The following is a 15,134-nucleotide window of genomic DNA, read 5'->3' as shown; positions in this document are numbered from 1 at the left end:
CTATGAAAAAATATATAGCAGTACTCCTGTTGGTAATAACAAGCATTTATTTCTTACATGAAACTGAAAAAAAGCAATTATTTGACGCTAAATTGAAACATCAAGAGTTTCTAGAAAACTCTCCTTTTAAAGAAACATTAAAACTTTCAAAAGTACAAAGAAAAGAAAAAGGTTTACCGCCAAACAAGTATTATGAACGTGAGTGGGAGTTAACCATGAATCCTGCAATCGGTGTACCAGAACCCGAAAAGACTTTGGCATTGCAAGAAAAATTAAATTCTAAGAGTTTGCAAAGAAAAACTCCAGGGGATGCTGTAAATAATCCATGGGTTGAAAGAGGGCCCAATAATGTTGGAGGTAGAACAAGGGTTGTCTTTTTTGATCCAAATGATGCCGGAAATAAAAGAGTTTTTGCTGGTGGAGTATCTGGTGGTTTATGGGTGAATACTGATATTACCGATGTCAATTCTTCTTGGACTCAAGTATCTGGAGTACCAAGTAATATGAATGTTTCTTGCTATTCGATAGATCCAAGAAATAGTAACATATGGTATATAGGTACTGGAGAGCAATATACCTTTGGTGCTGCTGTTGGAAATGGTGTGTATAAAACTACTGATGGCGGGAGCAATTGGACAAAATTATCATTGACAGCAAGTGGAGAGGGAGATTTAGAAAATTCAAGTAGTAGATTTCTAAGCGGTATTTATTATATAAATGATATTATTACTTGGGATAACGGGACGAACACAGAGCTTTTTGTAGGAGTTGGTAGTCATGTATATGGAGATGCGAATTCTCCAAATAATTATTTAGGACCTCAGACGGCAGGTTTGTACAAATCAGCTGATGAGGGGAGTACATGGTCGAGAATAGAGGCAGAGAATATGGAAATTACTGTTGGTAGTTTTACGTTTTATGATACTCCAAATGATTTAGAAATAGCTTCAGACAATACACTTTGGATGGGAGGAATTGCAACTCCTGGTTTTGGTTTGTCTGGTGCAGGTAAGGTGTTTAAATCTACCGATGGAATAACATGGACTTTGGTAACTAGACTAGCGGATTCGAACAGAACTGAGTTGGCTTTTTCTAGTACAAATCCGAATAAAGCATACGCTTTAACTCAAGGAACAACTTCAGAAGGACCTCACATTTATGTAACAACTGATGGTTTTGAAAATGTAACAGAGATTCAAAAACCTCAAGATGCAGACAGTGGTATTCCAGCAAATGATTTTACAAGAGGACAAGATTTTTATGATTTGGTTATCGAAGTTGATCCTTTAGATGATGCAATTCTCTATGTAGGTGGTATTAACTTCTTTAGATCTGCAAACAGTGGTGCTTCTTGGAGTCAAATATCAAAATGGAGATCAGGTATTTCAGGTGGTTTCCCTGTGGTTCATGCCGATCAACACGCTTTAACCTTTAGGCCAGGAAATACAAATCAAGCTGTTATAGGAAACGATGGTGGAGTGTACTATGCTAATAATTTGTCAACAGCTACTTCCAGTAATACGGCAATCGTAAAGATGGTAAATGATTATAATGTAACACAATTTTATTCTACAGCGATTGCACCTACAGCGGCGGAAGAGTATTTTTTAGGAGGAACACAGGATAATGGAACTCCTTTTTTTCAAAATCCATTAAGTCAGAATTCAATTGATATTAGTGGTGGAGATGGTGCTGCGTGTTTCGTTGATCAAGTTGGAGAATCTTATTTAATCGTTTCTTATGTTTACAACAACGCATATGCTCTGTACAATTTAGACATTAATGAATGGCGTACCATAAACAGTGATGAAAACAATGATGGGGATTTTATCAACCAAGCAACGCTCGATTCAAATTTAGATATTTTATACACAAATGGCTCTTCCTCTTTTGATAGTAAATTATACAGGTATTCTAACTTAAAATCCATTTCACCTTCGGGTTCAGCTACAAAAACAACGTTGTCTGATCCATTGCTTGATTCAAACCCAACTGCTTTGACCGTTTCGCCTCATACAACAAATAGCTCTACATTGTTGGTAGGTACAGAAACAGGGAAAATATTGAAGGTGGTACAAGCCAATAACACACCAGTTTGGACCGATATCTCTGATGCAACTTTTTTAGGAAGTATTTCTGATGTTGAATTTGGTTCGAATGAAAATGAAATCTATGTAACATTTCATAATTATGGTGTAGCAAACATTTGGTATTCTTCTGATGGTGGTACAAATTGGTTGATAAAAGAGGGTGATTTACCTGATATTCCTGTAAAAGCTATTTTACAGAATCCCATAGAAGATGAAGAGGTAATTATTGGTACGGAGTTAGGAGTATGGAAAACGACAAATTGGAATGATACCAATCCGAATTGGGTTCGAACGGATAATGGTATGCAAGATGTAAAAGTTACAGCGCTTCAATATCGAAAAGAAGGAAATGTAGTAATGGCTGCTACGCATGGGAGAGGTTTGTTTTCAGGGGTTTTCGAAGCCAATAATCCTACTTTTACAATCTCATCTGCACAGAACGAGCAAAAAATAATTGAAACAAAATCAGTTCAATACACAGTTGATTATCGAGTTTTCGCAGGTTTTAATGAATCTGTATCTTTACAAATAACAGGACAACCTGCTGGTGCAACAATATCTTTTTCTCCAGAGAGTCCTATTTCAATGAATGCTGACAGTTCGTTTACTTTTACGGTTACTCCGAATGAAGAGTATGAAACCAAAATGTATACTTTGGAGCTTGAAGCTTCATCAGTTTCAGAAACAAAGACATTACAGTTTTTCTTAGAAGTTGATTTAGATAGTGATAATGACGGTATCGATGCAAAAGATGATAATTGTATTGATATAGCAAATCCAGATCAATTAGATACCGACAGTGATGGAATAGGGAATGTTTGTGATGATGATGATGACAATGACGGGGTGTTCGATTTTACCGACAATTCTCCCTTAGTTCCAAATCCTGATCAACTTGATACAGATAGAGATGGAGAAGGTGATGCAAGTGATGAAGATGATGACAACGATGGAGTATTAGATATAGATGACAATTGTGTCTTGGTAAAAAATTCAAATCAGTTAGATCTTGATGATGATGGTGTGGGAGATGTATGTGACGAGGAAATTGATATTTCGAAAGAAATACCTAAAGGATTTACACCAAATGGAGATGGTATTAATGATGTATGGGTAATTCAAAAATTCGATGAAATGTACCCTGACAACCGATTAGAGATATATAGTGCTTCGGGACAATTGGTATACAAAGTGAGTCCGTATAAAAATGATTGGTCAGGGAATAGAAACATAAATGGTTCTGGAAAATTACCAGTAGGATCTTATGTTTATATTCTTAGAAGTGGAGATCCGGTAGAAGATTTTTATCCAAGCGAATATATCAAAAAAGGATGGTTGTATTTAAAATATTAAAAGAAAGCATAATGAAAAAGTTTGTCATAGTAATTACAATAGCGTTTTTTGGGTGGAAAACTAATGCGCAAGAAACAGCCCCGAATTATTTGATGTATAGATACAATATGAATATATTGAACCCAGCCTATGCAGGTGTGTCTGACAATACTGAAGTTGGAATAGGATTTCGAAAGCAACAAATGGATTTTAATGATGATTCATCTACTCAGTATGTATCTGTCTCTAAAGGTTTCGGGAAAAACCTTGGGTTGGGTCTTTCTCTTGTAAACGACAAAGTTTTTATTTCAAAGAAAACAGATGTGATGTTGGATGTTTCTTACAAATTACAACTAGATCGTACAACAAATTTATATTTTGGAGCAAAACTTGGTGGTGCATTTAGTTCGATAGATTTTAATTCGTTGGGAGTCAATGATCCATTGTTGAGTGGCAGTGAAAGTGCATTTAGTCCATCTTTTGGTATAGGAGCTTATTTAAAAGGAGATCGATATTTTTTGAACATAACATCACCTAATTTGATATTGAGTGAAGTTCAGAAACCAAAAGTAGATCAAAATGGCAACGTGGTATCAGATGAAGTTACCGAAAAATTTCATATGTATTTTGGAGGAGGTTATCGATTTACAATCTCTGAAAATATAGATTTAACTCCTTCTGTTTTTGCCAGAATTGTAACTGATGAAACTATGTTAATGGATGTGTCGGCTGTAGCGAATTTTTCTAATAAGATAGAAGCTGGATTGACCTATCGATTGGATACCTCGATCATTGGATCGGTAATGCTAAAAGTAATACGCAACACATCTTTTGGTTATGCGTATGAATCGTTGACTTCGGATTTTAGTGCTGTGTCTTCTGGAACACATGAGTTCGTAGTGAGATTTCACTGGTAATTAAAAAGTGTACACAATACCAACTCCTAACAACTGTTTTAACTGAATTTCAGGACTACCGGTTTCTTTGTTTTTTACATCATCATCATAAACTAAATGTGTGCCAATGTTAGCTTTTACAAATTTGTTTACAATTAGGTTGATTTTTAATTCCCAATCAACATCGATATTTGTGAAGTTGTTTAAGTAATCTGAATACAGAATTAATTTGTTGTTCATCACAACGTTTTTCATCAAAATTCGATTCCATTCGCCGGTAGTTAAAACGCCAAATTCGACTTTTGCTCTTTCACCAGGTACGACACCAAAAGCTCCTTGACTTGAGAGTTCTTCGTCATAAACCAATGTAGTTTTATTTGTAATCGGAGACAAGTATAATTTGAATTTTTTGTCAGTAGAGGTGTATTGTGAACCAATACCGACGAATAAATATCCGGGAGCTAAGAATTTAGAAATAGGATCTTCTCTATTGGGGTATTTGTACCCTGGAGCGTATTGAGTTCTAAAATTAAATCTAGCAGAATTGTACCAGTTTGACGTCGCAGATTTTCTATATCCAAAGTTTGAAGTTACCTCAAGTACGTCATCCGTTTTTCGAACAGCTTCACCATTTTCTTTGTTCAAACCATATCGGCTCTTAAAATGATTATTCCAGAATAGACGTTCTTTTTTATAATTAAACTCTAAATCTACTGTGGTAATTCCTGCGACAGAGTTTTCACCCCCTGCACTCCAGTTTACGAAGGCAGTTTGTGTCATCAATAAACCTAAGGTTTTTTTAAATGCCCATTGCGTTGTTTTGATGGTTCCTTTGGGTTTCGAAATCGAGTCTATTTCAATACGTGCATGCACTTTGAAGCAAAGCAGTAATATAGATAGGGTTAAAATGACTCGTTTCATAGTGGTTTAAAAAACTAGCACATCAAAAAAAGTGCCAAAGGATTATATTTTGTTTTGTATTGTGGTTTTAAGTGATGTATTGTCTAGATCAAAAGTTTCAAAAAGGATATTTGTATCACCGTGTTCAATAAATTTGTCTGGTACTCCTAAGCAGGTGATTGATGTGTTTAGGTAATTCTGTTCTTGTGCAAATTCTTGAATGGCATTTCCAAATCCACCCTTGATGGCATGATCTTCAAGGGTAATAATTTTTGAGAATGAGTTGAAAATTTCCGTTAACATTTCTTTGTCAAGTGGTTTTATAAATAACATGTTGAAATGCGCTACTTTTTTTTGCTCGGTATCGTTTAATTCTTGAATCACATCTTCCACATTGTTTCCAATAGTTCCTATAGATAAAACAGCAAGGTCACTTCCTTTTTGTACGATCCTTCCTTTTCCAATGTTAATTTTTTCAAAAGGTGTTTTCCAGTTTTCGATTCGTCCTTGCCCTCGTGGGTAGCGAATTGCTATTGGTGAAGTCAATTCACCCAATTGAACGGTATATAAAATATTTCTGAGGTCGATTTCGTTTTGAGGTGCAAATAAAATGATATTCGGAATGCAACGTAAAAAACTAATGTCAAAAACTCCATGATGTGTTGCACCATCTCTTCCAACAATTCCTGCACGATCAATACAAAAAATTACAGGTAGGTTTTGTAAAGCAACATCGTGAATAATTTGATCGTATGCTCTTTGAATAAAGGTAGAATAAATAGTGCAATACGGAATCAATCCTTGTGTAGCCATTCCAGCTGCTAGTGTAACGGCATGCTGCTCAGCTATCCCTACATCAAAAGCACGATCTGGTATTTCTTCTATCATGTATTTTAGAGAGCTACCAGTTGGCATGGCCGGAGTAATTCCGACTATTTTTTCGTTTTTTCTTGCGAGTTCAAGTAAGGTGTATCCAAAAACATCTTGGTATTTTGGCGCTTTATTTGAGTTATAACTCGGTTTTAATTCACCCGTAATTTTGTCAAATTTACCCGGTGCGTGGTAGGTGATTTGTTCTTGCTCTGCTTTCTGTAATCCTTTTCCTTTTTTCGTGACGATATGTAAAAATTTCGGTCCTTTTTTCTTTTTGAGCTTTTTGAGCTCTTTGAGAAGTAGAGGTAAATCATGCCCATCTATAGGTCCAGAATAATTGAAATTTAAGGCTTCAATCATATTTCCTTTTGGTGCTTTTTTACCAATTTGGGCTTTCATAAGGTATTCTTTTAAGGCACCAACACTAGGGTCTATCCCCATTGCATTGTCATTTAAAATAACCAATAAGTTAGCACTTGTTACACCTGCATGATTTAGTCCTTCAAAAGCCATTCCTGAGGCAATCGAAGCATCTCCAATTATGGCAATATGTTCCTTGTCAATTTCTCCTTTTATTGTTGATGCCATTGCCATACCCAAAGCGGCAGAAATGGAAGTAGAAGAATGTCCTGTACCAAAAGCATCGTAGTTACTTTCTTCTCTTTTAGGAAAACCACTTATCCCTAAATATTGTCTATTTGTATGAAAAATGTCTTTCCGTCCTGTAAGGATTTTGTGTGCATAGGCCTGGTGACCAACGTCCCAGATAAGCGAATCATTCGGAGTGTCAAAGATATAATGCAGTGCTATTGTAAGTTCTATAACTCCGAGACTAGCCCCTAGATGTCCTTCTTTTGTCGCTACTATATCAATTATAAAAGACCTTAGTTCTTCAGATAATTGCAGTAACTGATCAACAGAAAGTTTTTTTAAATCTTGTGGATTTTGAATGGTATTTAGCAACGAATTTTCCATAAAATATTGGGTAAAGATACTATAAATTAACACAGTTTTCTTGTTGGAATATTCTAATAATTACTTTGAATTGTTATTTTTACCAAAATATAAAACTCAGCATATGCTAATCAATCCTTTTGATGATACTTACTTTATGAAACGAGCTTTGCAAGAGGCGGAAATAGCTTTTGAAAAGGATGAAGTTCCAGTGGGTGCTGTTATCGTAAGTAATGATAAAATTATAGCGAGAGGTCATAATCTTACCGAAGCACTGAATGATGTTACAGCCCATGCTGAAATGCAGGCTTTTACTGCAGCTTCGGATTTTTTAGGTGGCAAGTATTTGAAACAGTGTACGTTGTATGTAACGCTTGAGCCATGTCAGATGTGTGCTGGTGCTAGTTATTGGACACAAATCGGTAGAATCGTATATGGAGCCTCTGATGCGGTTCGTGGATTTGAAAAAAATAATACCACACTACACCCAAAAACTCAAGTTACAAAAGGTGTATTGGAAGAAGAATGCGCTTTGCTATTGAAGCGTTTTTTTATAGAAAAAAGAAATCTGAATTAGATATGATACTTAGCATTACGTATATTGAATTAAAGCGACCTATCCATTTTTTTTCCTTGTCATATCAAGCAATGAAAATTGTGAAGCAGTTGAAAAATACTTCTTGTAAAAAGAATAAAAATGTTGGCTTTTGGAAAAAACATTTTACCATGACTTTATGGGAAGATGAAAAGTCAATGAAGGATTTTGTGAGAAGTGGAGCCCATCTTGATGCTATGAAAAACAGCTATAAGTTAGCTAAAGAAATCAAGGTCTTAACAATTGAATCAGATACGTTTCTTTCCTGGAAAGAAGCAAAGAAAAGAGTTTTAGAACAAAAGAATGTATTGGCTAAATAGTGTTTACTTTTCTTTGTTTTTTTCTTCTGGACCTTGCATGTTTTTAAAGGAGTAGCGGGTTAGATCTTTTCCTTTATAACCGTCATAAATAAAAAGCGGAATTAAAACGAAACTTAAAGTTACTACGCCGATACCAATGTAAAATTCAGCTCCTGGAATCTGATTAGTTTGCATGTACAATCCACTTCCGATAAGTCCAATTACGATTACGAGTATTATTTTTATCAGTACTTTCATTAGTTGGTAACTTCGATAAGTTTTCTTCTATATGCTGTTAATAATCTTGACTTGGAGATGAATCCCATATAAACACCATTTTTCACTACAGGTAGATTCCATGCACCACTATCTTGGAATTTCTTCATGATTTTCTTCATAGAATCTTTTTCGTAATCAATGATTCCTTTTGAATTTTGCATCAACTCTTGAACCGTAACTGAGTCATACAGACTTTGGTCAAACATAATTCCTCGTATATCATCTAGTAGCAAGACTCCCAGGTATTCGTTCTTTTCGTTCACAACAGGGAAATTGTTTCTTGAAGATTTTGCAACTGCTTCTTTGGCGACATATCCCAATTTCATTTCAGGTAACAACGAGATAAAATTTGTTTCGATAACCTTATCAATATCCATCAACATCAATACATTTTTATCTTTGTCGTGCGTCATCAATTCTCCCTTTTTTGCAAGTTCCGCAGCGTAAATGTTAAAAGGAATGTATTTTTTTGTAATCAAATATGAAATGGCAGCAGTAATCATTAAAGGAATAAACAATTCGTGACCACTAGTAATTTCAGCAATTAAGAAAATTGCTGTAAGCGGTGCATGCAGTACTCCGGCCATCAAACCAGCCATTCCAACCAATGCAAAATTACTAGAAGATAATTGGTGTCCAGAGATGTTGAGTGTATTAAAAATCAATGCGAATACATAACCGGTTACACTCCCGGTAAAAAGTGTTGGAGCGAATACACCTCCCACACCACCTGCACCAAAAGTAATTGAGGTTGCAACAACTTTGAATGCCACAAGACCTAGTAAAAATAGTATAATCCACCAGGTGTTTTCTGTGACCATGTTAAAGTAATTTTGACCAAAAACAGCAGCTACATTGTCGTTAAGTAGATTGTTAATCGTTTTAAAACCTTCACCAAATAGTGGAGGAATAAAATAAACGATGATTCCCAATCCGATTCCCCCAATTAAAAGACGTTTGTAAGGGTTTGTATATTTGGCAAAAAAATCACCAATAACAAAATAGACCTTGCTAAAGTACACAGATATCAAACCGCAGCTGATACCTAATATTACATAATAGGCAGTATCCATTAAAGTAAATGCATCCGACAGTTCGAATCGAAGAACGGTATTGCCTCCTAAGAAAAAATACGAAGTTAGAATTGCAGAGATAGAAGAAAGTAACAATGGAATTAAAGAAACCAACGTTAAGTCCAAACTAAATATTTCGATGGCGAAAACGATCGCTGCAATAGGTGCTTTGAATATAGATGACATGGCTGCTGCTGCGGCTGCACCGATTAACAGAGTACGGGTACTTCTGTTCAAGTGAAATACTCTAGAAACATTAGATCCAATGGCGGCACTGGTGGCTACAGTTGGGCCCTCAAGTCCCACAGATCCTCCAAAACCAACTGTAATCGGAGCGGTAAGAATAGAACTATAAATTTTATAACGTTCCATAATTCCTTTCTTTTTTGAGATGGCATGTAACGTAGAAGGTATACCATGTGAAACTCTATGTTTGATAACATATTTTATCATCAAAAGCGTTAGCAATAGACCAATTAATGGGAAAATAAAATAAAAAGCTTCGTGATACGTGTGAACAACACCTGCCTCAAAAGTTTCTTGAATCAGGTGCGTTAAGTTTTTTAAAGTCACCGCAGCAAGTCCAGATAGCAAACCAATGATGATACTTACAATGTAAATAAACTGTTGGCTTGTTAGGTGTTTGTACTTCCAAATTAGAAATTTGGTGATCAAGTTTTTTTTATGTGGCGACATATACTTTTAATCAAAAATCCCACTTGGATAAAGTGGGAAATTAGTTTTATTCTTCTGTGCTTTCTACTTTTTCTTTGATGTTGAGTGCTAAACTCAATTCAGTTAATTGCGCTTCGTCAAGTTGAGAAGGAGCATCTATCATTACATCTCTTCCTGAATTATTTTTAGGGAAAGCGATAAAGTCTCTAATTGTTTCTTTACCTGCTAAAATTGCAACTAATCTATCAAGTCCGAATGCCAATCCACCATGTGGAGGAGCTCCATATTCAAAGGCGTTTAATAAGAATCCAAATTGTTCTTTTGCTTCTTCTGGAGTAAAGCCTAAATGATTGAACATTAGTGCTTGCGTTTCTTTATCGTGAATTCTAATAGAGCCACCACCGATTTCATTACCGTTCAATACTAAGTCATATGCATTGGCTCTTACTTTAGCTGGATCTGTATCTAGCAAAGCAAAATCTTCAGGTTTTGGTGCTGTAAACGGATGGTGCATTGCATGGTAACGTTCAGTTTCTTCGTCCCATTCTAAAAGAGGGAAATCTACGACCCATAGCGGTGCAAATTCGTTTGGCTTTCTCAAGCCTAAACGTTCTGCTAATTCCATACGTAATGCACTCAGTTGAGCTCTTACTTTATTTGTTGGACCAGACAATACACAGATCAAATCTCCTGGTTTTGCGCCTGTTTTTTCTGCCCAAGCAGCCAAATCTTCTTGGTTGAAAAATTTATCTACAGAAGATTTAAAAGTACCGTCTTCGTTGTATTTGGCATACACCATTCCAAAAGCACCGATTTGAGGACGCTTAACCCATGCAATTAATTTGTCGATTTCTTTTCTAGTATAAGACGCTCCACCAGGCACTGCAATTCCGACTACCAATTCTGCTTCGTCAAAAATCTTAAATTCTCTGTGTTTGGCAACCTCATTTAATTCTCCAAATTCCATTCCGAAACGAATATCTGGTTTGTCATTTCCATAAGTTTTCATGGCATGATCAAACGACATTCTTGGGAAGTCGCCAATTTCTACATTGTTCACTTTTTTGAGTAAATGACGAGTCAATCCTTCAAAAATAGATAAGATATCTTCTTGCTCAACAAAGGCCATTTCACAGTCAATTTGTGTGAATTCTGGTTGTCTATCTGCACGTAAATCCTCATCTCTAAAACATTTTACGATTTGAAAATACTTGTCCATTCCTCCCACCATCAACAATTGTTTAAATGTTTGTGGTGATTGTGGTAAAGCATAAAACTGCCCTTCGTTCATACGAGAAGGGACAACAAAATCTCTCGCTCCTTCAGGAGTAGATTTAATCAAATAAGGTGTTTCTACCTCAATAAAATCTTCGTTAGACAAAAAGTTTCGAACCTCTTGTGTTACTTTAGACCTGAAAATTAAACTGTCTTTTACCGGGTTTCGACGGATGTCTAAATAACGATACTTCATACGTAGTTCTTCTCCGCCATCCGTTTCGTCTTCTATGGTAAATGGTGGAAGTTTCGCTTCGTTTAGTAGTTCTAATTCAGAAACTAATATTTCTATTTCTCCTGTAGGAATTTTATCGTTTTTAGATTGACGCTCAATAACAGTTCCTTTTACTTGAACTACAAATTCTCGTCCTAATGTTTTTGCTTTTTCGATGATAGCTTCTTCAGTACGATCTGCATCAAAAATCAATTGAGTAATTCCATAACGATCACGCAGGTCTACCCAGATCATAAAACCTTTGTCACGTATTTTTTGTACCCAACCAGACAAGGTTACTTCTTGCCCAACATTTGAAATATTTAATTCTCCGTTCGTATGACTTCTATACATCTGTATTTTCTATTTATAGACAGGCTTTAGCATGTCTGTATGTGTTTCAATAATTATCCCCATTTGGGTCGTGCAAATTTACTATTTAATTGTGAATTTCTTAAATGGTAGATCATTTTTATTCAGCTGAAAAATAAAGTGATGAAACCTAAATCTTCCGTAACTTTGTCGCAAAACAAAAACACTTGGAAGCAAAATTATATTTGGTGCCTACGCCTATTGGAAATTTGGAAGATATGACCTTTAGAGCTGTACGAATTTTAAAAGAAGTTGATGTGATTTTGGCCGAAGATACTCGTACTTCTGGAAAGCTGTTGAAACATTTTGAAATTGACACTCAAATGATGAGTCATCATATGCACAATGAGCATAAAATGGTAGATAGGTTGGTAGAGCGTATTCAAAATGGAGAATCCATAGCTTTGATCTCAGATGCTGGAACACCGGCTATTTCGGATCCCGGTTTTTTGTTGTCTCGTGCATGTGTGAAAGCAGGAGTTTCTATTGAGTGTTTGCCAGGAGCAACAGCTTTTATACCAGCTTTGGTAAATAGTGGTTTGCCAAATGATAAGTTTGTTTTTGAAGGTTTTTTACCAGTGAAAAAAGGTAGGCAAACACGTTTATTGTTATTGGCAGAAGAGACCAGAACGATGATTTTTTACGAATCACCGCACAAGCTCTTAAAAACTCTAACCCATTTTGTTGAATATTTTGGAGCAGATAGACAAGTTTCGGTATCGAGGGAATTGACCAAGATGTTTGAAGAAACCAAAAGAGGAACTTTGACAGAAGTGATTGCCCACTTTACACAAAATACCCTAAAAGGAGAAATTGTAGTCGTGGTAGAAGGTAAAAAATGATTAGCGTTTTAACCTACCTGTCACACCCCCCTCTAGAATAGCTTCTACTTCGTTTACATTGGCATAATTTACATCACCTTGATAGGTGTGTTTTAATGCACAAGCAGCGCTTGCAAATTCCATTGCTTTACAATCATCAAAATGTTGTAGGCCATAAATCAAGCCAGCAGCAAAAGCATCTCCGGTTCCTATTCGGTCTATAACATGTGTAATATCTAGATCTTCAGTTTCTTTAAATGCTTTACCGTTCCACATTCTAGCACGAATTTTATGCCATGAAGAGTTGAGAGATGTTCGTATTTTATCGAATACTTTTTCTATAGATGGGAAGGTCTCCATTAACAATTTTGAAGCTTCGATGAAATCTTCGTTTGAGTATGAAAATTCAGTACCGAGAACTTCGTTGATTTCATTAATTCCTCCAATAAATATGGTTGATAAATGTAATAATTCTGTCAATGTCTCTTTTGGGTCGTTTCCGTATTTCCACAATCCACTTCTATAGGTTGGATCGGCAGAAACTTGCATTCCTTTTTCCCTTGCAAGTAGCAACCCTTCTTTAAGAGTTTCATACGCTCCTTGCGTCAATGCAGGTGTAATTCCTGTCCAATGCATCCAGTCTCCATCAGACAAGGCCTGACTCCAATCAACCATTGTAGGTTTTATTTCTGAGAATGAAGAATGCGATCGGTTGTATGAAATTGTACTCGCACGCATCACAGCACCTACTTCTAAAAAATACACACCCAGGGGCCTTTGAGATCTGACGATTTTTGAGGTGTCAACACCAAATTTATTCAGGTATGATATTGCAGTGTCACCAATGAAATCATTAGATACAGCACTGATATGACGTACATTTCCTCCAAAGTTTGATATGGAAACCCCAACGTTTAATTCAGTTCCTCCAAAATAGAATTCAACAAGGTTTGATTGAATGAATTTTTTGTTTCCTCGTGGAGAGATACGCATTAGTACTTCTCCAAATGTGATGATTTGTCCCATGATTATCGTGCAATAATAATTTATAAGTGCAATATACTAAGGAGTTGAGATATGATCACTATAAATCTCGAAAAATTGGTTAACCAATTTTAAATTTTTACAATTTACTCTTGTTTTTCTCTAAATTAGACGATTTTATTCAAAATCTCATGAATTTTTTCTGATGATATTATTTAGATTAATAGTTTACTTGAAATTGCATACGAATAAGATCACCCGTTTGTCGGTTTACTGGGTTTAAAGAATCTTCATATCTACGATCTGCAATTGTATAGTTTATTGTGAATTCAAAAGCTTTGTTTAATTGCCATTCTACTCCTATTTCTAGTTCTTTCATGTCATAGCTTCGGGCATCAAGCTCAAACTTTTTACCACCTTGATAATACATTAATCTCGTAAAAGGCGTAATTATATGTTCTTTTTTACGAATCATGTACATGAATTGAGCGTATCCACCATGTAGAGTTTCGATTCCGATAGAATGTTGAGAGATGCTGTTTTGTGGGGTATAGGCGTATTCAGGACCTTTACCCAGGTTGTACTCTACACGAACTCCAAAAGGTTGTGGGTAATAAATAAAATGCGCTGCGATTCTTTGGTCTTTAAATTGTTTATCGACAGCGTCTTCTTCAGTGATAACACCATCGATAGTTCTTAACTTTACTCCATTGTTTACTTCAGTGGTTACATATTCTCCCGTATAGCCGCTTATTCCAGCCTCTAAATATTGTCCTGATTTTAATTTCATAGGATAAGTAAAACGCAAAGCTATATGTTTGAGTTTGTTGACATCTGGAACAAGGGTGTTTGCTTTTTGTCCGTTATATAACATTAAATATGCCATTCCGTAATCACCGCTTCCTTTAAGTCCTTTGCTAACAAGTTCTTTTAAAATAGCTCTTTTTTCTAGCGTTGCCCAATGTACTCCAAAACTTAGGTCTCGTTCATCTTTTACTGCACTATTTAAAGGATCGTTTCGATCTAAACCAATTCTATTCTGAGAAGATTGTAAATTTTCAAATCCAAATGGAATTTTACTTTGACCTCCTCGGAATTTAAAGGTACCTGCCTTGTCTATACTATAATCAAAATAAGCATCTCTTAACTGACCTAGATTTTTACCATCTGAGGCAAAATCTGCTTGAAAATAAAAATAGACTCTAGGGTGTAATTGACCTGAAATTTTTAATCGCATTCGACGAAGTGAAAAACCGTGATATCCGCCGTAAGTTCTATCTCCTTGTGGACTTTCCATTTCTGGATTGGTTTTGTAGAGGTCATTGTATCTGGCTTGTAAGTATCCGCCAATTTTTATTTGATCGTACCAATTTTTTTCCTGAGAAATCGTGTCTAAAGCGCTACTTTGGCCAAATAAATATAGGTTGCTACAAATTAGAATAGTCAAACTCAGAGTCGCTTTTTTCATGTTTTGGTTTTTGATACTTTAAATATAATCATAA

12 protein-coding genes are annotated in these 15,134 nt (G+C 35.7%); 5 read left to right on the top strand and 7 right to left on the bottom strand.

Features of this window, described 5'->3' with window-relative positions; all coding sequences use genetic code 11:
• Window positions 1-2 precede the first annotated feature (2 nt).
• Entirely contained in the window at window positions 3-3,443 is a 3,441-nt protein-coding gene (locus F6P99_RS02635) for a T9SS type B sorting domain-containing protein (RefSeq protein ID WP_152285880.1), read from the top strand.
• Window positions 3,444-3,454: 11 nt separating this feature from the next.
• Window positions 3,455-4,339, top strand: coding sequence for a PorP/SprF family type IX secretion system membrane protein (locus F6P99_RS02630; protein WP_193315977.1), 885 nt, complete (start codon window positions 3,455-3,457; stop codon window positions 4,337-4,339).
• On the opposite strand, the gene F6P99_RS02625 is transcribed toward F6P99_RS02630, so the two are convergent.
• Window positions 4,340-5,239 carry a DUF3078 domain-containing protein gene (locus F6P99_RS02625; protein WP_152285878.1) on the bottom strand — a complete coding sequence of 300 codons (900 nt, stop codon included), beginning with the start codon at window positions 5,237-5,239 and terminating at the stop codon, window positions 4,340-4,342.
• Window positions 5,240-5,281: 42 nt separating this feature from the next.
• Window positions 5,282-7,066 carry a 1-deoxy-D-xylulose-5-phosphate synthase gene (locus F6P99_RS02620; protein ID WP_152285877.1) on the bottom strand — a complete coding sequence of 595 codons (1,785 nt, stop codon included), beginning with the start codon at window positions 7,064-7,066 and terminating at the stop codon, window positions 5,282-5,284.
• Between the two features lie 103 nt (window positions 7,067-7,169).
• On the opposite strand from F6P99_RS02620, the gene F6P99_RS02615 reads away from it, so the two are divergent.
• Both F6P99_RS02615 and F6P99_RS02610 read left to right on the top strand, forming a co-directional pair.
• Window positions 7,170-7,622 (top strand): nucleoside deaminase, encoded by a 453-nt coding sequence (locus tag F6P99_RS02615; protein WP_152285876.1) that lies wholly within the window; start codon window positions 7,170-7,172, stop codon window positions 7,620-7,622.
• 71 nt (window positions 7,623-7,693) lie between these two features.
• Window positions 7,694-7,960 (top strand): hypothetical protein, encoded by a 267-nt coding sequence (locus tag F6P99_RS02610; RefSeq protein WP_226912995.1) that lies wholly within the window; start codon window positions 7,694-7,696, stop codon window positions 7,958-7,960.
• Window positions 7,961-7,963: 3 nt separating this feature from the next.
• Here F6P99_RS02610 and F6P99_RS02605 read toward each other — a convergent pair whose 3' ends face one another.
• The 3 genes from F6P99_RS02605 to aspS are packed head-to-tail and all read right to left on the bottom strand — an operon-like array spanning window position 7,964 to window position 11,809.
• Window positions 7,964-8,197: a hypothetical protein gene (locus F6P99_RS02605; protein WP_152285874.1), complete on the bottom strand. Its 234-nt coding sequence runs from the start codon at window positions 8,195-8,197 to the stop codon at window positions 7,964-7,966.
• Window positions 8,197-9,987 carry a chloride channel protein gene (locus F6P99_RS02600; RefSeq protein ID WP_152285873.1) on the bottom strand — a complete coding sequence of 597 codons (1,791 nt, stop codon included), beginning with the start codon at window positions 9,985-9,987 and terminating at the stop codon, window positions 8,197-8,199. The genes F6P99_RS02605 and F6P99_RS02600 overlap by 1 nt, the downstream gene beginning before the upstream one ends.
• A gap of 46 nt (window positions 9,988-10,033) precedes the next feature.
• A complete protein-coding gene (gene aspS, locus F6P99_RS02595) occupies window positions 10,034-11,809 on the bottom strand; it encodes an aspartate--tRNA ligase (protein ID WP_152285872.1) in 1,776 nt (591 codons plus the stop codon).
• 185 nt (window positions 11,810-11,994) lie between these two features.
• Between aspS and rsmI the strand changes: the two genes are divergently transcribed.
• Window positions 11,995-12,669, top strand: coding sequence for a 16S rRNA (cytidine(1402)-2'-O)-methyltransferase (rsmI, locus tag F6P99_RS02590; RefSeq protein ID WP_226912993.1), 675 nt, complete (start codon window positions 11,995-11,997; stop codon window positions 12,667-12,669).
• Here the strand turns inward: rsmI and F6P99_RS02585 are convergent, their stop codons facing one another.
• Both F6P99_RS02585 and F6P99_RS02580 read right to left on the bottom strand, forming a co-directional pair.
• Entirely contained in the window at window positions 12,670-13,674 is a 1,005-nt protein-coding gene (locus tag F6P99_RS02585; RefSeq protein ID WP_152285871.1) for a sugar kinase, read from the bottom strand.
• A 178-nt stretch (window positions 13,675-13,852) separates the two neighbouring features.
• Complete coding sequence (locus F6P99_RS02580; protein ID WP_152285870.1) at window positions 13,853-15,100, bottom strand: porin; 1,248 nt, start codon at window positions 15,098-15,100, stop codon at window positions 13,853-13,855.
• Between the last annotated feature and the right edge of the window lie 34 nt (window positions 15,101-15,134).

Source organism: Flavicella marina (assembly GCF_009193215.1).
GTDB classification, from domain to species: Bacteria; Bacteroidota; Bacteroidia; order Flavobacteriales; family Flavobacteriaceae; genus Flavicella; species Flavicella marina.
Note: the sequence above shows the minus strand (reverse complement) of the source record. Positions and strands in the feature narration are given on the sequence as shown.

What these genes read in the sequence shown, in the direction of transcription:
- F6P99_RS02635 (WP_152285880.1), top strand. Translation starts at nt 3, where the DNA reads ATGAAAAAATATATAGCAGTACTCCTGTTGGTAATAACAAGCATTTAT.
- F6P99_RS02630 (WP_193315977.1), top strand. Translation starts at nt 3,455, where the DNA reads ATGAAAAAGTTTGTCATAGTAATTACAATAGCGTTTTTTGGGTGGAAA.
- F6P99_RS02625 (WP_152285878.1), bottom strand. Translation starts at nt 5,239, where the DNA reads ATGAAACGAGTCATTTTAACCCTATCTATATTACTGCTTTGCTTCAAA.
- F6P99_RS02620 (WP_152285877.1), bottom strand. Translation starts at nt 7,066, where the DNA reads ATGGAAAATTCGTTGCTAAATACCATTCAAAATCCACAAGATTTAAAA.
- F6P99_RS02615 (WP_152285876.1), top strand. Translation starts at nt 7,170, where the DNA reads ATGCTAATCAATCCTTTTGATGATACTTACTTTATGAAACGAGCTTTG.
- F6P99_RS02610 (WP_226912995.1), top strand. Translation starts at nt 7,694, where the DNA reads ATGAAAATTGTGAAGCAGTTGAAAAATACTTCTTGTAAAAAGAATAAA.
- F6P99_RS02605 (WP_152285874.1), bottom strand. Translation starts at nt 8,197, where the DNA reads ATGAAAGTACTGATAAAAATAATACTCGTAATCGTAATTGGACTTATC.
- F6P99_RS02600 (WP_152285873.1), bottom strand. Translation starts at nt 9,987, where the DNA reads ATGTCGCCACATAAAAAAAACTTGATCACCAAATTTCTAATTTGGAAG.
- aspS (WP_152285872.1), bottom strand. Translation starts at nt 11,809, where the DNA reads ATGTATAGAAGTCATACGAACGGAGAATTAAATATTTCAAATGTTGGG.
- F6P99_RS02585 (WP_152285871.1), bottom strand. Translation starts at nt 13,674, where the DNA reads ATGGGACAAATCATCACATTTGGAGAAGTACTAATGCGTATCTCTCCA.
- F6P99_RS02580 (WP_152285870.1), bottom strand. Translation starts at nt 15,100, where the DNA reads ATGAAAAAAGCGACTCTGAGTTTGACTATTCTAATTTGTAGCAACCTA.